Annotated in this window: 23 protein-coding genes; 8 read left to right on the forward strand and 15 right to left on the reverse strand. The window is 67.2% G+C overall.

Translation table 11 applies throughout. The features are described 5' to 3' along the window. Positions 1–97 precede the first annotated feature (97 nt). From radA to BVE01S_RS06850, 4 genes are read left to right on the forward strand one after another with little or no spacing between them, the layout of a single operon-like run. Positions 98–1468 (forward strand): DNA repair protein RadA, encoded by a 1371-nt coding sequence (gene radA, locus BVE01S_RS06835; RefSeq protein ID WP_066625877.1) that lies wholly within the window; start codon positions 98–100, stop codon positions 1466–1468. Positions 1469–1499: 31 nt separating this feature from the next. Next, entirely contained in the window at positions 1500–2096 is a 597-nt protein-coding gene (locus BVE01S_RS06840) for a CvpA family protein (RefSeq protein ID WP_055808402.1), read from the forward strand. Positions 2097–2123: 27 nt separating this feature from the next. Beyond that, positions 2124–3629 carry an amidophosphoribosyltransferase gene (purF, locus tag BVE01S_RS06845; protein WP_066625880.1) on the forward strand — a complete coding sequence of 502 codons (1506 nt, stop codon included), beginning with the start codon at positions 2124–2126 and terminating at the stop codon, positions 3627–3629. 58 nt (positions 3630–3687) lie between these two features. Further along, complete coding sequence (locus tag BVE01S_RS06850; protein ID WP_066625882.1) at positions 3688–4440, forward strand: SDR family NAD(P)-dependent oxidoreductase; 753 nt, start codon at positions 3688–3690, stop codon at positions 4438–4440. Between the two features lie 7 nt (positions 4441–4447). On the opposite strand, the gene BVE01S_RS06855 is transcribed toward BVE01S_RS06850, so the two are convergent. Further along, positions 4448–5335, reverse strand: a complete 888-nt coding sequence (locus BVE01S_RS06855) for an oxidoreductase (protein ID WP_066625892.1) — start codon at positions 5333–5335, stop codon at positions 4448–4450. Positions 5336–5479: 144 nt separating this feature from the next. Here BVE01S_RS06855 and BVE01S_RS06860 point away from each other — a divergent pair, with 144 nt between their 5' ends. After that, positions 5480–6358, forward strand: coding sequence for an AraC family transcriptional regulator (locus BVE01S_RS06860; RefSeq protein ID WP_205678505.1), 879 nt, complete (start codon positions 5480–5482; stop codon positions 6356–6358). A gap of 3 nt (positions 6359–6361) precedes the next feature. Here BVE01S_RS06860 and BVE01S_RS06865 read toward each other — a convergent pair whose 3' ends face one another. From BVE01S_RS06865 to BVE01S_RS06900, 8 genes are all read right to left on the reverse strand, one after another. After that, on the reverse strand, positions 6362–6823 hold the full coding sequence (locus tag BVE01S_RS06865) for an NUDIX hydrolase (protein WP_066625894.1): 462 nt from the start codon (positions 6821–6823) through the stop codon (positions 6362–6364). A gap of 4 nt (positions 6824–6827) precedes the next feature. Further along, the gene (gene der / locus BVE01S_RS06870) at positions 6828–8447 is read right to left on the reverse strand and encodes a ribosome biogenesis GTPase Der (protein WP_066625896.1); all 1620 of its coding nucleotides are present in this window, start codon (positions 8445–8447) and stop codon (positions 6828–6830) included. A 31-nt stretch (positions 8448–8478) separates the two neighbouring features. Continuing rightward, complete coding sequence (locus tag BVE01S_RS06875) at positions 8479–9861, reverse strand: PQQ-binding-like beta-propeller repeat protein (protein ID WP_066625898.1); 1383 nt, start codon at positions 9859–9861, stop codon at positions 8479–8481. A 26-nt stretch (positions 9862–9887) separates the two neighbouring features. Further along, positions 9888–10703, reverse strand: coding sequence for a tetratricopeptide repeat protein (locus BVE01S_RS06880; RefSeq protein WP_066625901.1), 816 nt, complete (start codon positions 10701–10703; stop codon positions 9888–9890). Positions 10704–10782: 79 nt separating this feature from the next. Beyond that, positions 10783–11619 carry a 3-methyl-2-oxobutanoate hydroxymethyltransferase gene (panB, locus tag BVE01S_RS06885; RefSeq protein WP_066625904.1) on the reverse strand — a complete coding sequence of 279 codons (837 nt, stop codon included), beginning with the start codon at positions 11617–11619 and terminating at the stop codon, positions 10783–10785. 69 nt (positions 11620–11688) lie between these two features. Continuing rightward, the gene (locus tag BVE01S_RS06890; RefSeq protein WP_066625907.1) at positions 11689–12105 is read right to left on the reverse strand and encodes a hypothetical protein; all 417 of its coding nucleotides are present in this window, start codon (positions 12103–12105) and stop codon (positions 11689–11691) included. Continuing rightward, the gene (locus tag BVE01S_RS06895) at positions 12095–12652 is read right to left on the reverse strand and encodes an RNA polymerase sigma factor (protein ID WP_055808384.1); all 558 of its coding nucleotides are present in this window, start codon (positions 12650–12652) and stop codon (positions 12095–12097) included. Before BVE01S_RS06895 ends, BVE01S_RS06890 begins: the two co-directional genes overlap by 11 nt. A 24-nt stretch (positions 12653–12676) precedes the next feature. Further along, the gene (locus BVE01S_RS06900) at positions 12677–13075 is read right to left on the reverse strand and encodes a DUF6249 domain-containing protein (RefSeq protein ID WP_055808381.1); all 399 of its coding nucleotides are present in this window, start codon (positions 13073–13075) and stop codon (positions 12677–12679) included. Between the two features lie 175 nt (positions 13076–13250). Here BVE01S_RS06900 and BVE01S_RS06905 point away from each other — a divergent pair, with 175 nt between their 5' ends. Both BVE01S_RS06905 and BVE01S_RS06910 read left to right on the forward strand, forming a co-directional pair. Beyond that, positions 13251–13490 (forward strand): DUF2188 domain-containing protein, encoded by a 240-nt coding sequence (locus tag BVE01S_RS06905; protein WP_055808379.1) that lies wholly within the window; start codon positions 13251–13253, stop codon positions 13488–13490. 7 nt (positions 13491–13497) lie between these two features. Beyond that, entirely contained in the window at positions 13498–14307 is an 810-nt protein-coding gene (locus tag BVE01S_RS06910; RefSeq protein WP_066625910.1) for an endonuclease/exonuclease/phosphatase family protein, read from the forward strand. Here BVE01S_RS06910 and BVE01S_RS06915 read toward each other — a convergent pair. From BVE01S_RS06915 to BVE01S_RS06935, 5 genes are all read right to left on the reverse strand, one after another. Then, positions 14300–14647: an ArsC family reductase gene (locus BVE01S_RS06915; protein ID WP_066625913.1), complete on the reverse strand. Its 348-nt coding sequence runs from the start codon at positions 14645–14647 to the stop codon at positions 14300–14302. The two genes, BVE01S_RS06910 and BVE01S_RS06915, sit on opposite strands and share 8 nt — an antisense overlap. Positions 14648–14709: 62 nt before the next feature. Beyond that, complete coding sequence (locus BVE01S_RS06920) at positions 14710–15777, reverse strand: sensor histidine kinase (protein ID WP_084375327.1); 1068 nt, start codon at positions 15775–15777, stop codon at positions 14710–14712. Positions 15778–15808: 31 nt separating this feature from the next. Further along, positions 15809–16744: a winged helix-turn-helix domain-containing protein gene (locus tag BVE01S_RS06925; RefSeq protein ID WP_066625918.1), complete on the reverse strand. Its 936-nt coding sequence runs from the start codon at positions 16742–16744 to the stop codon at positions 15809–15811. Positions 16745–17118: 374 nt separating this feature from the next. Further along, on the reverse strand, positions 17119–17835 hold the full coding sequence (locus BVE01S_RS06930; protein ID WP_066626180.1) for a hypothetical protein: 717 nt from the start codon (positions 17833–17835) through the stop codon (positions 17119–17121). A 54-nt stretch (positions 17836–17889) separates the two neighbouring features. Continuing rightward, on the reverse strand, positions 17890–20508 hold the full coding sequence (locus tag BVE01S_RS06935) for a TonB-dependent receptor domain-containing protein (protein WP_066625921.1): 2619 nt from the start codon (positions 20506–20508) through the stop codon (positions 17890–17892). 175 nt (positions 20509–20683) lie between these two features. On the opposite strand from BVE01S_RS06935, the gene BVE01S_RS06940 reads away from it, so the two are divergent. Beyond that, positions 20684–21772 (forward strand): ABC transporter ATP-binding protein, encoded by a 1089-nt coding sequence (locus tag BVE01S_RS06940; RefSeq protein ID WP_066625924.1) that lies wholly within the window; start codon positions 20684–20686, stop codon positions 21770–21772. Positions 21773–21930: 158 nt separating this feature from the next. On the opposite strand, the gene BVE01S_RS06945 is transcribed toward BVE01S_RS06940, so the two are convergent. After that, a complete protein-coding gene (locus BVE01S_RS06945) occupies positions 21931–25146 on the reverse strand; it encodes a discoidin domain-containing protein (RefSeq protein ID WP_066625927.1) in 3216 nt (1071 codons plus the stop codon). Positions 25147–25156 lie beyond the last annotated feature (10 nt).

A 25156-nucleotide genomic window follows, 5' to 3' on the forward strand; every position in this document is an offset into this window, starting at 1 on the left:
CTCAATCCTTCAGTATGGCAAAGGTTGCGCCTGCGACCGAAACTGTCGTGAGCCGAGGCCATGTCCGGCGCGACCGTTCGATCTGCTAAGGAAGCCCATGGCTCGCGATTCCGCCCTCTACGTCTGTCAGTCCTGCGGCTCGGTCCACAGCAAGTGGTCGGGCCAGTGCGGCTCCTGCGGTCAGTGGAACACCTTGAGCGAGGAAAGCCGCTCGGCCCCGCCGGGCGCGATCAAGCCGTCGGCGGCGGCTTCGGCCCGCACGCGCGGCATCCAGTTCGAAACGCTTCAGTCCGACACGCCAGAGCCGCCGCGCATCACGACGGGCGTGGCCGAGTTCGACCGGGTCTGCGGCGGCGGCGTGGTGCCCGGCTCGGCCATCCTGCTCAGCGGCGACCCCGGCGTCGGCAAGTCCACCCTGTTGCTGGAGGTCGCAGCCAAGGCGGCGCTGCGCGGATCGCGCGTGGCCTATATCTCGGGCGAAGAAGCCGTCGAGCAGATCCGCGCCCGCGCCAAGCGGATGGGTCTGGCGGACGCGCCGGTCAATCTGGCGGCGGCGACGGCGCTGCGTGAAATTCTGGGCACGCTGAAGCGCGAACAGTTCGACATCGTCATCGTCGATTCGATCCAGACCCTGTGGTCCGACGTCCATGAAAGCGGCCCCGGCTCGATCACCCAGGTCCGGGCCTGCGCCGGCGAAATGGTGCGACTGGCCAAGTCGCAGGGCGTCGCGGTGGTCCTTGTCGGCCACGTCACTAAGGACGGCCAGGTCGCCGGCCCTCGCGTGGTCGAACACATTGTCGACGCCGTCATGACCTTCGAAGGCGAGCGCGGCTATCCGTTCCGCATCCTGCGCGCCGGCAAGAACCGCTTCGGCGCCACCGACGAGATCGGCGTGTTCGAAATGGGCGACGCCGGTCTGCGCGAGGTCGCCAACCCGTCCGCCCTTTTCCTGGGCGAGGGCAAGGAGCGCGCGCCGGGCGCCGCCGTCTTCGCCGGGATCGAGGGCTCGCGTCCCGTCCTCGTCGAAATGCAGGCGCTGGTGTCCAAATCCGCCTACGGCACCCCGCGCCGCGCCGTCATCGGCTGGGAGACGGGGCGTCTGGCGATGGTGCTGGCCGTGCTGGAGGCCCGCTGCGGCTTCGGTTTCGGCGATCAGGACGTCTATCTGAATGTCGCCGGGGGCCTGCGCATCAATGAACCGGCGGCCGACCTCGCGGCGGCGGCGGCGCTGATCAGCTCGGCGACCGGCGTTTCCCTGCCCCAAGGCTGCGTCGTCTTCGGCGAAATCGGCCTGTCGGGCGAGGTCCGCAGCGTCGGCCGCGCCGAGGCCCGGCTGCGCGAAGCGCAAAAACTGGGCTTCGATCAGGTTCTGAGCCCGACTTTGACCGCCAAGACCAAGGGGGTGAAGGTGACATCCGTCACGCGCCTGACGGATGTGGTCGAACGAATCTCGCAGAACCGCTATTAGACCCTGGTAGCAACCGCAGGATCCCGCACGCGTGACCGGATACGACGTCTTCGCCATCGTGGTGATCCTGTTTTCCGTCGCCGCCGGCTGGGTGCGCGGCGGGGTGCGCGAGGTCATCACCCTGCTCAGCGCGACCCTGGCGGCCCTTGTCGCCCTGATCGCCCTGCCCTGGACCGCCGGCGTCACGCGCGCCTTCGTCGATCCTGAATGGGCCGGGTCGATCCTGGCCGCCGTCCTGACCTTCTTCGTCGTCTATTTCGGCCTGCGCCTGGTCGGCTCGATGATGTCCAAGAGCGCCAAGGACCATCCGCACCTCGGCGTCATCGACCGCATCTTCGGCCTGTTCATCGGCGGCATCCGTGCGCTGGTCCTGATCGGCGCGGTGCATCTGGTCATCGTCGCAGCCCTGCCGGGCGAGCGCACGCCGCTGTGGCTTGGGAAGGCGGCACTCTATCCGGTCAGCGCCATGGGCGCGCGGATGATCCAGATCGTCCTGCCCAGTATCGGGCGTGGCGCCGACGCCATCACGCCGGTCGTGGATTCGTCCGTACGCCGGGGCTTTTCGGACGACGAAGCCTTGCCCCCGACGCAATCAGAGCCTAACTCGCGCCGCGAAGCCGCCCCTTAAGTTTCCCCCGGTCATCGGAGCCCCACGATGCGCCACCATATCGCCGATCCCGTCGTTCAACGCGAGCACTGGCGCGAGCCGGAGGATGATCAGCTCCGTCTGGAATGCGGCGTCTGCGGCGTCTGGGGCGCGGACGAAGACGAAGGCTCTTCCGTCGTCGCCCTGGGTCTTCACGCTCTTCAGCATCGCGGCCAGGAAGCCTGCGGCATCGCCAGCGTCAAGGACGAGCGCTTCTACACCGAACGCCACCAGGGCCTGGTGGGCGAGGCCTTCGGCGGCGCCGACCTGATGACGCGGATGCCCGGCCGCGCGGCCGTGGGCCACACCCGCTACTCCACCGCCGGCGGCAGCTTCCTGCGCAACATCCAGCCGATGTTCGCCGATCTGGACCAGGGCGGCATCGCCATCGCCCACAACGGCAACCTGACCAACTTCAAGTTCCTGCACGCCCAGTTGGTCAGCGAAGGGGCCATCTTCCAGTCGACCTCGGATTCCGAAGTGATCCTCCACCTGATCGCGCGCAGCCGCAAAGCCAAGATCGTCGATCGCTTCACTGACGCCCTGGCCCGGATCGAGGGCGGTTACGCCCTGGTGGCCCAGACCCGCACCAAGATGATCGGCGCCCGCGACCCGCTGGGCATTCGCCCGCTGGTGCTGGGCCAGCTGGGCGACGGCTGGGTTTTGGCGTCCGAGACCTGCGCCCTGGACATGATGGGCGCCACCTTCGTGCGCGATGTCGAACACGGCGAGATCGTCGTCATCGACGACAGCGGCCTGCGCTCGCTCAAGCCCTTCCCCGCCCGCGCGGCGCGTCCCTGCCTGTTCGAGTACGTCTATTTCTCACGCCCGGATTCGGTCGTGAACGGCCGCTCCGTCTATGAGGTCCGCAAGGAAATGGGTCGCGGCCTCGCCCGCGAACTGGGCGTCGAGGCCGACATCGTCGTGCCGGTGCCCGATTCCGGCGTTCCGGCGGCCCTCGGCTACGCCCAAGAAAGCGGCATCCCCTATGAAATGGGCATCATCCGCAGCCACTATCTGGGCCGCACCTTCATCCAGCCCAGCCAGGGCGCCCGTCAGAAGGGCGTGCGGATGAAGCACAGCCCCAACAAGTCGGCCCTGGCCGGCAAGCGCGTCGTGCTGATCGACGATTCCATCGTGCGCGGCACCACCTCGCTGAAACTGGTCCGCGCCGTCCGCGCCGCCGGCGCCACCGAGGTCCACCTGCGTTCGGCCAGCCCGCAAATCCTCTTCCCCGACTTCTACGGCATCGATATGCCCGAGCGCGCGCAGCTGCTGGCCGCCAACAAGACGCTGGAAGAGATGCGCGACATGCTGGAGGTCGATTCGCTCGGCTTCCTGTCCATCGACGGCCTGTATCGCGCGATGGGTGAGACGGGCCGCAACGCCGCCGCCCCGCAGTTCACCGACCACTATTTCACTGGCGACTACCCCACCCGCCTCTTGGATCGCGAAATCGAGGAAGGCGGGCGCGAGTTCGGCGCCAAACAGCTGTCCTTGCTGGTCAGCGCCTAGGGCGAAACCTGAGCGCGCGGGCCTTGGCTTGAGGGCCGAGGCCGCGCTATCAGCGGCCATGTCCGAACTTCCCCTGAACGACCGTATCGCCCTCGTCGTCGGCGCCTCGCGCGGCATCGGTTATGAGAGCGCCCTGGCCCTGGCCAAGGCCGGCGCCCATGTCATCGCGACGGCGCGCACCCAGGGCGGTCTTGAAGAGCTGGACGACGCCATCTTCGCCGCCACCGGGCGCCATGCGACCCTGATCCCGTTCGATCTGGTGGACGGCGGGGCCATCGACCGGCTGGGCGGCGCCATCTTCGAACGGTTCAAGAAGCTGGACATCTGGGTCCATTGCGCCGCCACCATGGGCCCCTCGGGCCTGACGCCGGTGTCGCACGCCGACCCGCGCGAGTTCGCCAAGGTCGAAAAGACCAACTTCACCGCCGTCTATCGCCTGATCCGCTCGCTGGAGCCGCTGCTGCGCGCCTCCGACGCCGGCCGCGCCATCCACTTCACCACCAGCGTCGCCAGCGCGCCCAAGGCCTTCTGGGGCATGTACGCCGCGACCAAAGCGGGCGCCGAGGCCTTGGTGAAGGCCTGGGCCGACGAGATCGAGAGCACGCCCGTCCGCGTCAGCATCGTCGATCCCGGCCGCATGCGCACCGCCATGCGCGCCCAGGCCTATCCGGGCGAAGACCCGTCCGTCCTGCCCCACCCCTCCAAAATCGGCCCCCTGGTGGTCGATCTGGCCCGCCCCGACGCCAACCCACCGCTGACGATCCGCTTCCGCGATTGGGCGGCCGGACCGACGACGGAAGCACTGGTCTAGGCTGGGATCAGCCCCAGGCGCCGCCTAGCCTTGGCTCTTCGCGGAAGGTGAAGTCGCCGTCGGTTGAGGCTGAAAGATCACGCCAGGCCTCCAGTTCGGCCCTCAGGCTGTCCGCCTTCATCTCGACCACGCCGATGGCGTCCGTGCCCGCTGACCATCGCACCGGCGGGTTTTCCGCATTCGCCAAGACGACCAGGGCCTGACCCAACTTCGCAGGATCGCCCGCCTGATTATGGCTGCGCGCGTCATAGAAGGCGCGGATGGCGCGCGATGCTTCGGCATAGTCGGCGATGGGATTATCGCCGTATCGGATCGACGAGGCGTCGAGGAAGTCGGTGCGGAAGAAACCCGGCTCGACGATGGTCAGATGTATGCCGAACGGACGCACCTCTTGCGCGACGGATTCGCTAAAGCCTTCGACCGCGAACTTGGACGCGCAATAGATCGCGCCGCTCTCACCGCCCATCAGACCGCCGATGGACGAGATGTTGAAGACATGGCCCGACCTCTGCGCGCGCATGATCGGCAACACCGCGCGCGTCATGTCGAACAGACCGAAGACATTGGTGTCGAACTGGGTGCGCGCATCCTGGGCGCTGGTCTCCTCGAAAATGCCGAGGTGGCCATAGCCGGCGTTGTTCACCAGAACGTCGATGCGGCCGAAGCGCGCCATGACGGCCTCGACGGCAGCGGCGATGGCGGTCGTGTCGGTGACGTCCAGGGCCAGGCTCAGCACCGTGTCGCTATCCGGTCCGAAGGCCTTGATCAGGGCGTCGCGGTTTCGACCTGCGACGACAACGCGGTCGCCCGCGTCCAGCGCCGCGCGTGCGATCCCGGCGCCAAGGCCGCGCGCCGCACCGGTGATGAGCCAGGTCTTTTGGTTGGTTGTTGTCATGGGAAATCTCCTCTGCCTGACCGGACGGAGAAGACGCGGTTTCAGGTCGACGACGTTAGGGCGATCTGGTCGAAGGCTTGCACGATCCTGTCAAACCGCCCTCGCCCGCTTGCGAATAGCCGGTGACCGGCGCTGAATGCCGCCATGAGCCTCTTGCCCGAAATGAGCGATATCGTTGCGCGTCACGCGCCGCCTGATCTGTCGCGATCGGCTGTGCCGGGGCTGCGCCTGTATGGCAGCAACGCGCAGACCCGGCTGGTCCCCGTCGCCTATGATCCGATGCTGTGCCTGGTCGTGTGCGGCGCCAAACAGACGATCCTGGGCGAGACCGTCTATTCCTATCGCGCGGGCGATTGCCTGGTGGTGTCCGCCGAACTGCCAGTGTGCGGCAGCATCGTCGAGGCGCCGTATCGCGCCCTCAGCTTCGACCTCGACCCCGCCGCCATCGCCGGCCTGATGCTGGAGATCGACGTCCCCGCCCCCTCGGATCAACCGCCGCCGACCGGCATCCATGTAACACCGCTGGAGGACGACCTGCTGGAGCTCATGGCGCGCCTGCTGCGCCTTCTGGACCGGCCCGAGGAGATCGCCGTCATGACGCCGATGATCGAACGCGAACTGATCTGGCGCCTGCTCCACAGCCGGCACGCCGCGACCGTGCGCCAGATCGGCTCGGCCGAAAGCCGCCTGTCAGGCGTCAGTCGCGCCATCAACTGGCTCCGCGCCCACTACGCCGAACCCATCAGGCTTGAGACCCTGGCGGACATGGCGGGCATGAGCCTGTCGACGTTCCATCGGCATTTCCGCACCGTGACGACCATGAGCCCGTTGCAGTTCCATAAGCAGTTGCGGCTGCGCGAAGCCCGCGCCCGGCTGTTGACGGGCGTCGAGGGCGCAGCCGAGACCGGCTTCGCCGTCGGCTATGACAGCCCGTCCCAGTTCAGTCGCGAATACGCCCGTCAGTTTGGCCTGCCGCCGGGCCGCGACGCGGTCCGCATGCGTCAAAGCCTGATGATGGGCTGAGCCTCAGAGCGTATCGAGGATATCCGCCAGTTCCGCCGGCCAGATCGTCTCGGCCGAGGCGCGAATGTCGTCGAGGCTCCACCAGCGGTGATCGACCAGAACCCCCTGTTCTTCCACGGTCCAGCCTGCGCAAGACAGGTCGAACGCCTCGGTGCGCAGCAGGAAGAATCTCTGATCCACATCCGCCATCCGGCCGTCTGGCAGGCGGAAACTGACGCGGACCTGGGCGACCTGCGGGCCGGGGTCTTCGACGACCAGCCCGGTCTCTTCGAACAGTTCGCGGCGCGCGGCGTCCTCGAAGGTCTCGCCAGTCTCGCACCCGCCGCCGGGCGTCGCCCAGAAGGCCGTGCCGGCGAGCGGTCCTTTGGAAAACACGAAGTGGAACAGCAGCACCCGCCCCTGCCCGTCCAGGATCAGCCAACGCGAGGTGGGCCGGGCGGGAAGCGCGCTCTCGGCCTCGCTCACGCCGTCACTTCTTGGCGCCGCCCTTTTGTCCCGTGCGGATCCGGCCCGAACGCGACACCTGGCGGGCGCCGCCGCGCGCGCCCTTCTGGATCGCCACGGACGAACCGGCCTTTTTCGACGCGCTGGACTTCAACCCGCCCAGTATCTTGGGCTGGGCCTTGCGGGTCTTCTTCTGCTCCAGCGCCTTGCCGGGCAGTTTGGACAAGGCCTCTTCCTTCTCGGCCTTCTTGACGCGGCGCGGCGCGGTCTTGGCGTCGCCCTTGTAGCGTTCGGGCCCGGACTTGGCGCCGCCCTCGGCATAGGGGTTCACACCGCTGGACTTGACGTTCAGACGGATCGGCGTGCCCGGCAGGTCGAAGCTCTCGCGGATCGAGTTGACCAGATAGCGCTTGTAATGCTCCGGCATCGACTCGGCGCGGTTGGCCATCAGCACGAAGGTCGGCGGGCGGGCCTTGGTCTGGGCGATGTATTTCGGCTTGATCCGCTTGCCGTCCACGGCGGGGGGCGGGTGCCGCTGGGTCGCCATGGAAAGCCAGGTGTTCAGGTCCTTGGTCTTCACCTTGACCGACCAGGTGTCATAGGCCTGAAGCACCGCCGGCATCAGCCGTTCGACGCCGCGCCCGCTGTGCGACGACAGGGCCACGAAGGGCGAACCCTTCAGTTGCGGCAGCTTGTCCTCGGCCATGCCCTTCAGCTTGGCCATGCGCGACTGGGGCTCGTCCTCCAGGTCCCACTTCGACGCGACATAGACCAAGGCGCGGCCCTCGCGCTCGACAAGATCGGCCAGTTGCAGGTCCTGGGTGTCGAAGGCGTCGTCCTTGTCCATCATCAGGATGACGACTTCGGCGAAGGTGATGGCCCGGATGGTGTCGGCGACCGACAGCTTTTCCAGCTTCTCCTGCACCCGCGCCTTGCGACGCATCCCGGCCGTATCGACCAGACGGATGTTCTTGCCCTCGAACTGCCAGTCGACCGAGATGGAGTCGCGGGTGATGCCCGCTTCCGGCCCGGTCAGCAGGCGGTCGTCGCCGATCAGACGGTTGATCAGGGTGGACTTGCCGGCGTTCGGCCGGCCGATGACGGCGATGCGGATCGGCTTGTCCGGCTCGTCGATCTCCTCGACGAAGATGTCCTGTGAGGCCGCAACGATGGCGGCGTACAGATCGGCCATCCCTTCGCCGTGCTCGGCCGAGATGGCGACGGGTTCGCCAAAGCCCAGGGCGTGCGCCTCGCCGACGCCGCCGCCGCTTTCGCGGCTCTCGGACTTGTTGGCCAACAGGATGATCGGCTTGTGCACCCGGCGCAGGCGCTCGGCGAAGATCCGGTCCAGCGACGTTACGCCCTCGCGGGCGTCCATCATGAACATGACCAGTTCGGCGTCGTCCAGCGCGGCCTCGGTCTGCTCGCGCATCCGGGCTTCCAGACTGTCGTCGGTGACGTCCTCGTATCCCGCCGTGTCGATCAGGGTCAGGTCCATGTCGCCGATGTTGCCGTCGGCGTATCGCCGGTCGCGGGTCACGCCCGGGCGATCGTCGACGAGCGCCAGGCGCTTGCCGACGAGGCGGTTGAACAGTGTCGATTTGCCCACATTGGGGCGGCCGACGATGGCGACCTTCAGAGCCATGTCGGCCTTCTAGCTTAGTTTGGGCTGAAAATCAGCGGATGCAGATCAGTTGGCCGTTGTCGGTCAGCACATAGAGCGCGCCGTTATAGGCGGCCGGCGCGATATAGGCGGGCGCGCCCAGCTTCAGCGTCGTCTGCGCCACGCCGGTCTTCGGATCGAAGGCGACGGCCTCGCCGAACGAATTGACCATCACCAGACGGTTGGAGGCCAGCAGCGGGCCAGACCATTGCGGGCGGATGGTGCGACGGCCGAAGGTCAGGAAACCGCCCTCGCGGCGCTCGCGGCCCTCGTTCAGTTCGCGCGTCCAGTAGATCTGGCCCGTGTCACGGTTGGCCGTGATCAGCTGACCCGACTTGGACACCACGAAGACGGCGTCTCCGACCGGCAGAGGCGCGTTCACGCCCGTCACCGGCAGCTGCCACTTGGGCTGGCCCGAACGCAGATCCAGCGCCGACATCACGCCCGAGTGGCTGACGCCATAGACCATGCCGCGGCTGATGACCGGACGGCCCGCCACGTCTCGAACCTCAGACAGGGCGCTGGTGCGGCTGGTGCGCGACAGGGTCTCTTCCCACACCGCCTGGCCGTTCAGGGCGCTCAGCGCGACCAGCTGGCCCGAGGCGAACGGGGCGACGACGGTCGTGCCGCTGACGGCGGGGCTGGAGGCGCGTATGACGCGCGCCGGCTCGGCGATGCCGCGATAGGTCCAGTCCTGGGCGCCGGTGTTGGCGTCAAAGGCGAACAGCTGGCTGTCCACGTCCACGACGAAGACCCGGTTGCCCGAAACGGTCGGGGCGCCGTGGATCGGGGCGTCCACCTGCTGGGTCCAGACCACAGCGCCGGTGTTGGCGTCCAGCGCCGTCATCGAGCGATAGCCGGACGAGACGAAGACCTTGCCGCCGCCCACGGCGACGCCGCCGCCGAAGCCGCCGTTGCGGTCACGATCGGCGTTCTTGACGTTGGCCTTCCACAGGATCGCGCCGGTGTCGGCTGAAACCGCCGAGACGGTCGATTCGCCGTCCAGCACGAAGATCTTGCCGTCGGCGGCCACGATCGGGGCCATGACGTTGCCGACGTGGGCCGATCCCGAGCCGACGCCCCGCTTCCAGGCGATCTGGAAGTTCGGCGCCGCAATGACGTGCTCGACCAGGTTCTCGGACGTGCCGCCCGGCTGCGTCCAGGCCGTCACGGCCTGCGGACCCGGCAGGAAGAAGTCGCGACCCGACAGGGCGGCCGACGGCGACAGGCTCTGTTCGAACTCCAGCACCGAGATGCGCTGGCCGGCCGAGGCGGTCGCGCCGGCGTCTTCCTTGCCGCCGCCCAGACCGAACGGCAGGTTGCGGCGCACGGTGCCGCAGGACGCCATCGTTGCGGCGACGCCGCAGATCAGCGCGACTTTCAGAACTCGGTTCATCGGGGGCGTCCTGTAAGGGGTCGTCACTATTGGGCGGCCGGCGCGGCGGCGGGAGCCGCCTGAGCTGGGGCAGCCTGGGCCGGAGCAGCCTGAGCCGGTGCAGCCTGGGCGGCCGAGGGCGTCATCGCGTTCGCAGCGCCGGCGGCCGGCGGCGTCGCCTGGGCGGCGGCGTCGATGATGGGCTTGATGGCGGCTGCGGTGCCGGCGTCGATGGATTCTACGGCGATCTGGGCGCGCTGACGGATCGAGTCCGGCACGTCCTGACCCAGTTGCAGCAGCACGAAGGCCTCGCGCGCTTCCTTGGTCTTGCCGTGTTGCAGGCGCGCCAGGGCCAGGGCCTCCTGAGCGAAGGCGTGCAGCGGGCGCTTGTCTTCGGCCAGCGGCGTCAGGCGCGTTTCGATCTCGGCCAGCGGCGCGGTGTCCATAATCAGGAAGGCGGCCTTAAGGGCGGGCGGGTCCGACAGGATCGGATCGCTGGACGCCTTGGCGGCTTCGTCGAACAGGCGAACCGCGTCCTGGAACTTGTTGGCGCTGACGGCCAGGCCGGCCTGCTGCTGCAGGGCAAGGACCTTGTAGGCGCCGTTGCCTTCCTTGATCGCTTCCTCGAAGGCGGCGCGGGCGTCCATCGGCTTGTCGGCGCGCAGGGCCTCCATGCCGCGATCATAGGCTTCGGCGGCCTTGGCGGCCTTGTTGGAGTTCAGGCTGTCCCAGCCCCACCAGCCCAGGGCGCCGATCAGGGCGACGACCAGCACCACGCCGAAAACGGGCAGCCAGGTCTTGGCCAGGCGCTTCAACTTGTCGGAGCGAAGCTCCTCCTCGACCTGCTCGAAGACATCAACCACTGAAACGTCGCCCCAAAATCGCGAAATGCAAACCGGCGCGGACCCTAGAAGGTCGGCTCCCCGCCCGCAACGTCGTCCGTTACTGCGAAGCCGGCTTTTTCGAGAAGTAGGTCTCGACTTCGGCAGGAAAACGGCGGGTTTTCACATCACTGGCGAAAGCGGCGGTCGCGCGGTCGATCTCGGTGCGCAGATCGGCGTATTTACGCACGAACTTCGGGGTCCAGTCGAACATGCCGAGCATGTCGTTGATCACCAGCACCTGACCGTCGCAGGCGGCCGAGGCGCCGATGCCGATGGTGGGCGCGTCGATCGTTTCGGTGATCTCGCGCGCCAGCGATTCGGCGACGCCCTCGATGACGATGCAGAAGGCGCCGGCCTCGGCGACGGCCTTGGCCTCGGCCAGCACCCGATCACGCTCGCTCTCGGTCCGGCCCTTGGCCTTGAACCCGCCCTCGGCCAGGATCGCCTGGGGCCGCAGGCCGACATGGCCCATGACCGGAATGCCGCGCTTGACCAGAAAGGCGACGATCTCGGCCATTTCAATGCTGGTTTCCAGCTTCACCGCCTGGGCGCCCGTCTCCTTCATCACCCGCACGCAGTTAGCGTAGGCGGCTTCCTTGCCGCCTTCGTAGGAGCCGAACGGCATATCCACGACCACCATGGCCCGCTTGGCGCCGCGCATGACGGCCTGCCCGTGCAGGATCATCATCTCCAGCGTCACGCCCACGGTATTGGGCAGGCCGTGCACCGCCATCCCCAGGCTGTCGCCGACCAGCAGCACGTCGCAGTGCGGATCCAGCAGGGCCGCCATCGGCGCGTCATAGGCCGTCAGGCAGACGATCGGCTCGCCGCCCTTGCGCCCCGCGATATCGGGCACGGTAATGCGTTTGACGCTCTCTTGGGTATGGACGGACATCGCCGGGCCTCCTGACGTGAAGGGGTCAGATAGGCCCCTGCCCCGCCGGTGTCACCCTTGCAGCCGCGCTCACACGTCCTGCGACAGCTTCGCCACGCCCGCCGCCATCAGGGCGACCAGGGCCCCGGCGACGATCCAGAAGGCCATCATGCCCGAGCCGTTCATCACATCCAGCGACCCGACGCCCAGACCTTGCAGGCCCAATCCATCCAGACCCGATTGCGCTGCGCCCTGCGCCGTAGCGGCTGCGGCCCTGAGGCCTTGCGCCAAGGTCGTATCGCCGTCGGCGGTGAAGTTGATGTTCACCCCCTCGCGCACCGCCAGCACGCCGCCGATCAGTCCTGCCGCCGTCAGGGTCAGGGCGCGCCATCGCGACCGCGTCTCCATGCGCGCTTGCACCGTCGCCAGGAACAGGGCCTCGTCCGGCAGCCTCGGCGCCTGGGCGAACAGCCTTTCGATCATCGGATCGAATTCGTCAGCCGACATGGACCGACCTCCCGCCTGAGCCGTGCGCCGGTTGAAGCCGCGCACGGAGTTTATCCAGACCACGTTTGACATGCGATTTCACCGTGCCAAGCGGCAAATTCATGGCTGCCGCGATTTCCGGATGTGACATCCCCGCGCCGTGGCACAGGGAGACGCAGACACGCTCGGTTTCGCTGAGCGTCTTCAGCGCTTCGTCCAGGTCCATCAGACCGCCGCGATCGACGACCACATCCGCCTGATCGGCCTCGATCTCGGCGACGTAGCGCGCCTCCTTGGCTACCCGCTTCAGATAGAGCCGCGCGGCGATCTTCTTGATCCAGCCCGCAAACGTCCCCTGCCCGCGAAACTCCGCGCACCGCTGGAACCCTTGCAGAAAGGCGTCCTGCGCCACGTCGTCGGACAGGGACGGCGTCGCCCCCATCCGGCGCAGCAGCCCCCGCACGGCCGACCCGTGCCGACGCACCAGCTCGCCATACTCCCGCCGACCGCCGGCCGCCGCCTGGGCGGCCAGCTCGACATCGTGGAAGTCTCTCAATGATTTGACCATGACATTTCCCCCTTCCGGCGGACGTCAGTCTTTGTTCGGGTTGAAGAAGCCCAGGATGATGAAGGCGACGCCGATGGCTGCGGGAATACAGGCGATGCCCAGCAACGCGCCCTGGCCATTGCCGCCCCAGACGTGCGTCGTGCCCTGAACGACGATGCCGAACCCGGCGATGCCGATGCCGCTCGCCAGGCTGAGCACGCCCTTGCGAATGTCCTTGCTGCGCGACGGCAGGCCCTTCTGAACATCCTTGGTCATGACATCGAGCAGTTCGGGCGGCAGTTCCTGACCCTTGTCGACGGCGAGACGCACGGTCTCCTGCATGTCGCGCTTTTCGCGGTACTTCAGGAAGGTGGGGCCGAAGACGATGGCCGTAATCGTGCCGAAGACGGCGAAGATGGCGAAGATCGGAATGAAGTCTTCCATGTCGAGTATCCCTTGAACCGTTGCAGCAGCCTGATGCGGCGGCCTTCTGATCACAAGAGGCTGGCCGACACCTCAACGGATGCGCGTCGTTGCGTGAAATCTTCGTAAGGTCGCCGTTTCGGCCGCCGCCGGTTCGGTCTAGGGTCCGGTTTCATCAATCTCAGGAGCGCGTCCCATGGCCCATGTCACCTATCGCATCGTCGAGCATGACGGCGGCTGGGCCTACAAGTCCGGCGACACCTATTCCGAGACCTTCGCCACCCACGACGACGCCAAGGCCGCCGCCGTGCGCGTCGCGCGCGAACAGCGCGTGCCGGACCAGACCGCCGCCATCGAATACGAGACCGCCGCCGGCGAATGGGTCACTGAGAGCGCCGACGGCCACGACCGCCCCTCGACGGACGTCGAGGGCTGAGGCCGAGATGATCCACCGTCGCACCCTGCTGGCCGCCGCCGCCCTCGCGCCGCTGGCAGGCTGCGCCACGGCCCCAAAGTCTAAGACGCCCACCGAGCTGAAGCTCGTCACCTTCAACATCTGGCACAATATGGGCGACTGGGCCGCCCGCCGCCCGTTGCTGGTCGCTGCGCTGAAGGCCCAGGACGCCGACGTCATCGCCCTTCAGGAGGTGCTGGAGGACGCCAATGTCGGGCTGGAGAACCAGGCCCGGATGCTGGCGCGCGAGCTGGGCGGCTATCATGTCGCCTTCGTCTCGACCGACGCCGAGGGCGCCCCGCGCCGCTATGGCAACGCCCTGCTGACCCGCCTGCCAGTTCTGGCCGAGGCCTCGACCAAGCTTGAGCCGCTCGACGATTTCCGCACCGCGCTTCGCCTTCGCGTCGCGGTCCAGGGTCGCCCGGTCGATGTCGTCGTCACCCATCTGGCGTGGCAACAGGACGCCGGCCCGGTCCGCGCCCGCCAGATCGCGTCGCTGCTAAGCTGGCTGCCGCAGGACGGCACGCCCCTGATCGTCATGGGCGACTTCAATGCGACGCAAGAGGATTCCGGCCTCGCGACCCTGACGGGCCCCCGCTTCTTCAGCGCCCTGCCCCGCGGTTCGGTCACAACCACTCTGAACCCGGCCAAGGGTCACCCCGAGCGCGTCATCGACCACATCTTCGTCGAACAGGCCGCCTTCACGCCCGGCGAGGCCCGCCGCTTCGGCGATACGCCGACCAACGGCGAATATCCGTCCGACCACTTCGGCGTCGTCGCGACCGTCCGGCTCAGGTAAGCGCGGCCGCGTAGGCCTCGGGCTTGAACCCCACCAGCCGCCGATCCCCCAGATCCAGCACCGGCCGTTTAATCATCGACGGCTGGGCCGTCATCAGCGCGATCGCCTTCTTCTTGTCGATGTCCGCCTTGTCGGCTTCGGGCAGCTTCTTGAACGTAGTCCCGGCCCGGTTCAGCACCGTCTCCCAACCGTGCTCGTCGACCCACTGGCCCAGCCGCCCCGCATCCACCCCGGCCTTCTTGTAGTCGTGGAAGACGTAGTCCACCCCCTGCTGCTCCAGCCAGACCCGGGCCTTCTTCACCGTGTCGCAGTTGGGAATGCCGTAGAGGGTGTAGGTCATGGGTTTCTCGGAGGTCGGGGATCAAGCGAATGCAGCCGCTTTCGCCCCCTCGCAAGGCATCGTCAACTGTCGGTCAGACGCGACGCCGGCGCTGTGAACGTCGCCGAGAACCCCTCCACGCCGTAACGAAGATCCGCGCCGCCGCACCCCAGCAGGCCTCTCGCGAGCAGTTTGACGCCAAAGCCGGTCTTGAGCGGCGGATGGGCCGGCGCGCCCCCGCCTTCGATCCACGTCAGGACAAGTTCACCCTCATCAAACCGCCAATCGACCGAGACCCGGCCGCCGGGCTTGGCGAGGGCGCCATGCTTGAACGCGTTCGTCGTCAGTTCGTGGATGATCAAGGCGACCGTCTGCGCCACACGCGGCGACAGGTGCACCGACGGCCCCGAGATGGAAACCGGCCTGCGCACCAGATTACCGACCGCGTCGCGAACAATCTCACCGAGGTCGCCGCCATTCCACGCCTTTTCATCCAGCGTCTGCTGGGTCTTGGCGATGGCGTTCAGTCGCTCGTCGAAACGCTCCAGCACATCCCGATCGACGCCCGACAAGGTGCTCCGGGCGACCGCTTGAACCAGCGCGAGCGTGTTCTTCACCCGGTGGCCGCATTCGTCGACCAGCATCTGCCGGTGTTGCTCGCCCCGCACCCGCTCGGTCGTTTCGATGGCGATATTGAGAATGCCGACGATCGCGTCGCCATCCCGCACGGGGCTGTAGGAAAGCACCCAGCAGGTGTCTTCCGAATAGCCGTTTCGAACCATCGTCAGCGGCAGGTCTTCCAGAAAAACGGTTTCGCCTGCCAGCGCGCGCTCCGTCAGAGGGCGCAAATCGTCCCACACCTCATGCCAGACCTGATCCAGCGGACGGCCCAGGGCGTTCGGATGCTTTTGTCCGAGCAGCGGAATGTAGGCGCCGTTGTAGAGCAAGGTGCGCTCCGGGCCCCACATGACGCTGGCCGCGAAACCCATTCCCATCATCATTTCATAGGTAATGCTCAGCGCGGGCGACCAATCGCGCTTTGGCCCAAGGGGCGTCGTCGCCCAGTCGAACGCATCAATAAGGGCTGGCATCGGTGCGGCCCCTGTTGACGACGGCATTCGACGAGCAATCGACGAATGCAGCCCCAGCATCAATCTGTGATGCGAACCTCATCATCGTCGTTCAGAACAAACGAATGGTTTCGCTTGGCCGATCGACGATCACGCCCGCGACATAGAGTTTGCGCACCAGCTGCTGCGTGCCGAGGATCGTCCGGCTTTGGAAATCGAGCCAGTTCGCGACCAGGGTCTGATCCGGCAGATTGATGTCTCTCTTGCCCGCGACCCGGATGACCAAGCCTGCCTTTTCAAGCTGACCCAAGTGCCGGCGAACCGTTTCGTCGTCCATTCTGGCGGCCTTTGCGACCTCGATCACGCTCACCGGCCCGAACGGCGGGTTCAGGGGGCCAAGACAGCCGGCGTCCGGCTCCTGAACAACCCGCAAGGCGCTTCCGGTGAGATGCGACAGCCAAAGCAGGACGTAGTGCGTCGTCAGGCTGATTTCGGGCTTCAGCGATCGGGCGTGCTGGATGCCTTTCAGGACGTGCGCCGTCATCAGCCGCGTCGCCAAGCCTGCGACTGGCCAGGCTGGCGTGACGACCCGGTCGCCGTCGCGGGCGCCGCATGCGTTCAGCATCGCCAGCCCATCGACGAACTCCACCGTGGCCAAAAGGAAGGCTTCCATCGCGGACTTGAACGGTTTCGACTGCGACACCTCGGCGCGCAAGACGAAGCCGCCGTCGGTCCGCACCAGCACGCCCCGCTCCACCAATCCCGCCAGTTTGGTGCGTGCGCTCTCGCGCGGCACGCCCAGGGACATGGCGATGCTGATTGCATTCACAGGCCGCCGCAGGGCGTTCGGCAAAATGCGGGCTCCAATGGAAGAGTCGCGTGCCGCACCTTCGTCGTCGGCGCCTCTGACGTTTGCATCCACGACGCCCGCCGTCAGCAGCGCGGATATCAGGTCCTCGTCGATCCAGGTGCGGGATGCGGCGATGAAATCGAGGGTCAGCTTCGTATTCAGCCAAGCGACCTGAGCGGCCTGTAAACGCAGAGACATTGGCGGACCGTTTGAGGCTTCGACGAACACTGTCGCCCTCGCTCGCGCCCCTGTCGACAAGGCAACTACCGAAAATGAGGTTTCGAGACAGATGCGGAGCGACGACCGATCCACGCACAGAGGCGCCCACCCTTGCCGTCATTGTTCGCCGACAAATCCTCTTTAGTCTCGGGCGCTTAGAGACGGCCTTCGTCAATCGACATTACGTGTCCCTGAAGGGCACTATGATGTCGACGGGTCTTTGAAAACAGCAGCGCTCAGGAATTGCACCACCTTGCACTTTGCACGCCCTTTTTCGGCGCCGTGCAATTTCGCTCTTTCGCTGATTTCAGACGAATTAGACGAATTAGACGGTGTTTTTGTCAGGCGACCGTCTAGGCCGCGAACCCGGCGAAGACGCCGATGACCATCACGATAAAGGTCGCAACGACGCTGGACAGACCGATGGCCGTCATCACGACCAGGCCCTTGGCCAGGCCGGGGACCACGCCCCGATACCACCGTACCCGCCCCATCCGCATGAAGGCCACGATGCCCAGCACCAGCGTCAACAGGCTGCACGCCGCAGCCAGCGGGCCGGGGCTGAACATGAACCAGGCCAGCGGCAGCATCGGCACGGTCCAGGCGTTCAGATAGGCGAAGGCCGCGCGGAATCCGCATCTCAGGCCCAGGTCCTCGGCATCCCACAGGCGAAACAGCGGCATGGCCGCCAGGGCATAGAGCGGCGCCATGATCGGCACGGCCACCAGCGACATCCAGCCGTCGGCGTCGGACATGAAGGCGTCGCGCGACTTGCCCGCTTCCTGAAGCAGGGGGTTCAGCACTTCGGCCGGCATGCCTTCCAGGTAGAAGCTCAAGCCCCCGCGCAGAAAGACGATCAGCATCAGGATCGCGTTCAGCGCCAGATACAGCTTCAACGGCTTGGCGTAACGCCCGCCCCCCGTCGGCCCCTCGATCATCCAGGCCTGCAGCACCAACCGGGGCCGCACCAGCAGGTCGCGCGCGGTCCGCATCTCTGCGCCGCCAAAGCCCAGCGCGTCCTCGGACAGGTCCTTGAACGCCTGCTTGCGCGTCGTCTCGCCGTCGGTCATCGGATTCTCCCCTAGGGGATGCATACACCGCCCGATTGACCGCGCAACCGCCGATCAGAACCGCTTGCTCAGGCCGATGCTGACCACCCGTCCGCGCGGATCGGCCACGACCGGGTCATAGCCCAGGGCGAACTGCGCCAGCGGCGGGGCCTTGTCGGCCACATTGACCACCCCGACCGACAGATCCAGGTCAGCGCCGATCGTGCGGCTGTAGAGCAGGTCGATCGTCGTCTGGCTGGCGATGCTGGCGTCGGTGATGCCGCTGCGGTCGTTGGCGTATCCGTCGGTATAGTGGACCAGGGCTGTCATCGCATTCGCCCCGCCACTCCAACCCAGGGCGAATTCCCCGCGATTGCGTGGCAGGGATCGGCCGATGTTGTTCAGGTTGGTCGAACCGACGCCCGACACTTTGGCGGCCGACGCGTCCAGCCGGATGTCATAGGCGTCCACATAGGTCCAGGTCGCCGAGGCCGTCGCCTCCCCGCCCCACAGACTGCGCCGATAGCGGGCCGACAGGTCAATCCCTTGGGTCTCGATGGACGAGGCGTTGACGAAATACAGCTGGACGAAGGTCAGGGCGCCGCTGGCCGAGCGGGTGATGCGGCTCTGGGCCTCCGTGCCGGTCCGCCCCGCCGCCGTGTCGGCCGCCGCCTGGTTGATGATGGCCTGGGCCGACTCCTTGACAACCTGATCGGCATAGTCGAACCGCCAGGCGTCCACGCCCAGTTCCAGCCCCTCGATCGGCGTCCAGACCGCGCCCAGGTTCAGGCTCTCGGACTTCTCGGGCTTCAGGTTGGCTCGGCCCGAGGTCAGGGTGTTGACGAAGACGAACGCACCCCGGTCGAACACTGACGGCTGCGACGCCTGCGCCCCCGACTGGGCATAGACCGACGGCGCCCGGAACCCCTGCCCCCACGACGCGCGCAGGGCCAGGGCGTCGTTGACGTCCCACCGGATCGCGGCCTTGGGGCTGAACCGGCCCTCGTTGCCGTCGTAGGATTCGTAGCGCCCGGCCAGTTGCGCCTCGATCCGGTCGCCCAGATGGAGGCGGGCTTCGGCGAAGGCGGCCAAGGCTTCCTGATCGCCCTCGAAGTCCGGCGACACACCCGCCGTCAGCAGATCGCCCCGGTTCACCAGATCGCTCCAGTCGTGACGGAAGCCGCTGCGGCGATACTGGGCGCCCACGGCGACATCGACCGACCCGCCGTCCCAAGCCAGGGCCTCGCCGCTGGTCGAGGCGTCCGCCGTCGTCAGGGTCGCCGCGCCCCGCAGGCCGGTCGAGCCGATCAGGCTGTCGATCAGCGCGGCGCTGTTCGCCGTTCCGCTCCCCAGATAGGCGCTGCCGAACGGGTTGAAATACTGGCAGGCGCCGACGCCGGGCGTCCCCGTCGCGGGATTGCAGCCCGCCCCGCCCCGGCCATTCAGCGCATTCTGCAAGGCGCTGCCGATGGTGTCGGGCTTGTCATAGGCGACGTGCTGGCGGCTGCCGGTCGCCGACAGGTTCCAGGTCCAGCCATTGCCGAAGCGGCCATCCAGCCCGGCCGCCACACGCCATGTGCGATAGTCGAACTCGGCCTGGGACGCGCCGGCCTCCGCCCCCAGCAGCCGCCCCCGGAACAGCACCGTCTCGCCGAACGGATTGTCGGGATGGCTCGCCGGCACGGTCAGCGACCGCGCCAGGATCGGCAGCGACGGCGACTGGCGCGCGATGGTGTTCGTCGCCGACCACGCCCCTTGCAGCGACAGGATCATGTCGCCCACAGGCCGCCGGTAATCCGCGAACAGCTGCGTGCGCGTCTCCTCCGGGACCAGATCGAAGAAGTCCGAATAGTCCAGCCGGCAGAAGGCGTCCGTGGGCGAGTTCAGATAGGCGCTGCCGAACGCCGGATTGCCGCACGCCGGATCGGGCGAAAAGCCATTGCGGCTGGGTCGGAAATAGGAACCCGGCTGGCCATAGCTGGTCACGGCCGTCCAGGCCGCGCGGCCATAGCGTTCGGCCTGGGTGAAGTCCCGCTCGTCCGACCCAAGGGCCGAGCGATGGAAATGCGAGGCCGCCAGCGTCAGCTCGCCGCCCAGCAGTTTGAACCCGCCGAGGGCCTCGATCACGCTCTCTTCCGACCCGTCGGCGACGGCGTATTTGGCGCTGATCTCGGGACGGTCCACGCCCCGCCGGGTGATGAAGTTGACCACGCCCGCCACCGCGTCGGAGCCATAGACCGCCGAGGCGCCGTCCTTGACCACCTCGACCCGCTGAAGCGCGATCATCGGAACCAGCGAGTTGATGTCGACGAAGCCCGAGCCGTCCGTCGCCACCACGGCGCTGTTGGTCCAGCGCTGTCCGTCCACCAGGACCAGGGTCGAGCCGAGGCCGAGATTGCGCAGGTTGAACTGGGCCGTGCCCGAACTCTGCGGCTGGTTCAGTTGATCGACCTGGGCCTCCGATCCCGAATTGGCCGTGACCAGCCGGACAAGTTGAGAGGCATCGGCGATCCCAGCGGCGGCCACCGTTTCGCGGGCCACGGTCTCTACCGGGGCGATCCGCTCGCCGCCTGCGATGCGGGAGCCGGTGACGACCACATCGTCCACGCGCGACGCCTCCTGGGCCTGGGCGGCCGCAGCCGTCGCCAGCCAGACGATCGAGGCTGTCGTCATCAAGAAGTTGCGCTGCGTCATTCGGATACTCCCCCCGCGATTGGCAGCGGGCTTCTATCCAGCACTTCGTTTTTGCGAAAGCCCAATTTTGCAGATTTGCAATTTCAGTTGGCGGCGAGACATCGTGCGCCATTGATCCCGCCATGTAACCGGTTACGGTGCGACAAAACAGAAACGGTTCAGGGAAGCAGGAAGCATGGCGAACGTCCGTCTGGTCGACGTGAAAAAGGGGTTCGGCGCCGTCGAGGTGCTGAAGGGCGTCGATCTCGAGATTGCCGACGGCGAGTTCGTGGTCTTCGTCGGCCCGTCGGGCTGCGGCAAGTCCACCCTGCTGCGCACCATCGCCGGCCTGGAAGAGGCGACGACGGGCCAGGTTCTGATCGGCGACCGCGTGGTCAACGATCTGTCGCCCTCCGACCGCGGCATCGCCATGGTGTTCCAGTCCTATGCCCTCTACCCGCACATGACGGCCTATGAGAACATGGCCTTCGGCCTGAAGCTGGCCAAGACGGACAAGGGCGAGATCGACCAACGCGTGCGCGCCGCCGCCGAGGCGCTCAGCATCACCGACTATCTGGATCGCAAGCCCAAGGCCATGTCGGGCGGTCAGCGCCAGCGCGTCGCCATCGGCCGCGCCATCGTGCGCGAGCCCGAGGTCTTCCTGTTCGACGAACCCCTGTCGAACCTGGACGCCGCCCTGCGGGTGCGGATGCGCTACGAGTTCGCGCGGCTGCACGCCGAACTGAAGACCACCATGATCTACGTCACCCACGACCAGGTAGAGGCCATGACCCTGGCCGACCGGATCGTGGTGCTGAAAGGTGGGCGGATCGAGCAGGTCGGTGCGCCCATGGAGCTGTACGAACACCCGGCCAATCTGTTCGTCGCCGGCTTCATCGGCAGTCCCAAGATGAACCTGCTAAAAGTAGAAATCGTCGAGGCGTCTGCCACCGGCGCGACGGTGAAGACGACGGCCGGCGAGACGATCCGCGTCGCCGTGGATACGGCCTCGGCCAAGCCGGGCGATGCCGTCACCCTGGGCGTCCGTCCCGAGCATCTGACCACGACCGGCGACGGCGATGCGCTGACCGCCGAGGTCATGTTCGTGGAAACCCTGGGTGCGACGACCATGGCGCACCTGAAGCATCCAGCGTCCGAAGACACGCTGACGGTTCAGCTGGCGGCTGAACTCCGCGCCAAGGCGGGCGAGCGCCTGACGCTGCACGTCCCCGCGAAACAAGCGCATCTGTTCGACGCGGCCGGTAAGGCGTTCCAGAGGCTCTGATCCCTCTCCCATTGGGAGAGGGCTTGAGCGCACGAGAGCGTTAGCGATCGTCCTTCGCGCGAAAGGGTGAGGGTCTGATGGTGCGACCTAGCCTACCGGCCGCCCCTCATCCGGCCTTTCGAGCCACCTTCTCCCAAGGGGAGAAGGGACGCAGGTGGTCAGCGCAGTTCCACCCGCCGCGTCCCCGCCGGAATGAGCAACTCGTCGCCCGACCACGTCGCCGCACGACCGTCGATCCGTGCCTGCTCCGGCCGCCCCTGCCCGGCCGGCCATTGCAGCACGAACCCACCCGGCGGCGTCGCTTCACCGCTCAAAGTCAGCACATAGCCCTGTCGCTCCTTGCGATAGCCATAGGTCAGCGGCCCATAGGCGGTGCGCAGATTCCGCACTCCGACGCCTTCTTCCGTATCCAGCCACGCCTCCGGCACGCCCGCCGCCAGCACCAGGGCGTGATCGCGGTCCCGCTCATAGGCGAACAGATCGAGCGCCGAGCGGATATAGTCCGAGCTGATCCAGGCGTGCGGCATGTCGCCGATAAAGCGTGGCTCGCGCTTTTCGCGGCCCACGACCTCGGCCCATCCGTTCCAGGCCTCGGGCCGGCGGTCGGCCATCAGGAAGTCCAGCACATCCAGCGCCCGGTCTTTCTGACCCAGCCGCACATAGGCGCCGACCAGCCGCCATTCGTAGGGGGTGTAGTCCTTCCACGCCGTGCGGTTGGTCACACGGTTCTGGAAGTTTTCCCAGTAGCGATCAAAGGTTCGCGCCATAAGCTCGGGCGGCAGATTATCCTGTTCGCCCGCTGGCGACAGGGCGATGGTGGTTGAGGTGGCGTCGAAATCGCCCCGGTCGGCCGCCCCGGCGATCCAGTCGATGCCGTGATGGGCCGCCGTCGCCGTGATCGACGCCCGGATGTCGGCGGCGAACTGATCCCGCGCTGCCGCGTAGCGGGCCGCAGCCTCTACATCGTTCAGGGTCTCGGCGATGTAGACCGCGTCCTTGTAGCCCAGCAGGCCCCAGAAATCGTCCCAATAGGAATAGGCCGCCTTGTCCGAATAGCCCTCGTGGCTGATCGTCGGCGGCAGCAGGCCATATAGGTGACGCTGGTCCGGCGCCTGGAAGGCCGCCGTCCGGGTCGAGGCGCGCAGCTCGTCCATATAGGCGATCGCCTTTTGCACCTGCGGCCAGACCTGGCGCAGCAGGGCGTCGTCCCTAGTGTAACGGTAGGTCTCGGCGGCCAGAAAGACGAACTCGCCGTGGCTGTCGTTCTCGGGCACCGGATCGGCGCCGCGCGCATCGACGCAGCACGGGACCTTTCCGTTCTCGAACACATAGGGGGCGTACCAGCGCAGATAGTCGGCGGAATGCTCGGCCATGCCCAGCCGGTTCAGCCCCTCGGCCATCATGGCCCCGTCGCGGATCCAGGAGCGGTTGTAGCTGCGGGTTCCCGGCTGAAGGATCGGCCCCTGACGCGACATCAGCATATGGGACAGCGAAGATTTCAGCGCGTCCTCGATCCGCTGGGCGGCGGGCGGCAGGGTCAGGTCCACCCGATCCAGTTTCGCGCGCCATTCGGCCGCCAGCCGGGTCTCGACCGCCTTCAGCACAGCCGCCGCCTGCCCCACGGGCTCGGGCGCCAAGGCGTCGCCGGATAGCTGCGACACCCAGCCGACCGTGCGCGTCTCTCCGGGTTGCAGCGTCACCTCGTAGGTCAGGGCGCCGGCGGCCAGACCCGTGGCGTCGGTCGTCGCCATGACCTCGCCCGCAGGTCGCCGCGCGGATGGCAGGATCAGGGACTGCGGATCGCTGCCGGCGTCGAAGGTCGCCAGCGCGACCTGATCCGGTGCCGCCAACGGCTGCACCCGCACCGTGTCGTTCAGATTCAGTTCGGCGCCGTCCCAGCCGATCGTCTCCACCGGGCTGACGCCGCCGGGAATGGCGAGGAACTGACGCGGCGCATTGACCTGCATGGGGCGTGCGGCCAGGGCCAGGGTCAGGGTGCGCGGCCGGCTGGAGGTGTTGGTCAGGTCGTAACGGGCCCACAGCTGCGCCTGATCGGGCGGCCCGTCGGCGAAGCTGGTGATCTTCAGCGTCCAGTCGTCGGCGGTCCAGGTCACGGACGGGATGGGCAGGTCGCCGTCCTTCAGCCCTTGTTCGATATTGACGTCGGCCCAGGTGATCAGCCGCCCGTTATCGACGACGAACGGCTCGATGCTGGGTCCGGCGCGGCGCAGTTCGATGGCGCCGTCCTCGCCGATCAGGCCGCTCTCGCCGCCCCCATCGACCCCGACCAGGGTCCAGTAGGACTGCTCGCCGGAGAAGCCGCGCGGATAAAGGCCGCGGCGGTTTTCCTTGGTGACAGCTTCCAGAAAAACCGTGGGGTCCGCGCCGAACGTCAGCGGTTCGACCTCGATCTCGTTCAGCGCGTAGGTCGTGGCCTGGGCCGCGCCCAGCCGCTGGCCCGCGCCGGACGAGCCGACCACATCGGAGGCAGGAACGGGCTTCAGCGGCTTAAGTCTCAGCCAGCGCGCCGTCGCCTCGGGCGTCCTCAGCCAGTCGACGCCGCCGTTGCCGCTCGTGACCGTCGCCAGTTCGCGCCAGTCGCGCCCGTCGATCGAGGCCGAAACGCGATAGTCGCTCGCCGCGCCCCGCTCGCCCCAGCGCAGGGTCAGGCCGCCGAACTCGCGCTCGTAGCCCAGGTCCAATGTCAGGGCCGACGCCTCCCCCACCGGCGGGGTCCAGGCGGTTTTCGGGTCGAGATCGACGGCGTTGGCGGCGGTCGAGTTCGTCTGCCCATCGCTGGCGATCGGTTGGGGCGGGACCAGCGGATCGACCGGCAGGGCGCGCAGGGTCAGTTGGTCGATCTCGACCGAGCCCTTGCCGCCCTCGGCCGCGACCACGACGAATTCGACCCGCTCGGCGCGACGCAGGATGGTTTCGGGGCTTGGTCCCCAGGCTTTGGAGACCTGACGGCGTTTGATGACAAACTTGGTCCAGCCGTCGGAAAAGTCGTAGCGCGCCGTCTGCTTCCACCAGACATTGTCGGCCGAGGCGTCGGTCAGCTTGACCTCGAAGGTATTGGTCGGCCCGGCGCCCCTCACCCAGAAGCTGATCTCGTAGTTCTCGGGCAGGTCGAACGGCAGCGGGCGGCTGAGCACCGCATAGCCCGCCTTGCCGTCGAAATCGTAATCGAGCCGCACGGCTCGACCGTCATGGCCGGCGACGGCGGAGACGGCGGCGTGAACGTCGGTCGAGGCGCTGGCTTCCCACCGCGCCGCGTCGTCCATGCTGTCGAGAACGCGCGTTTCCTGGGCGATGGCGGGCGCGGCCAGAGCGAGGGTCAGGACCGAGGCGGCGGCCAGCAGGAGATTACGCATCGAAACTCGC

This window comes from Brevundimonas vesicularis NBRC 12165, assembly GCF_001592205.1.
In the GTDB taxonomy this organism is placed as follows: domain Bacteria; phylum Pseudomonadota; class Alphaproteobacteria; order Caulobacterales; family Caulobacteraceae; genus Brevundimonas; species Brevundimonas vesicularis.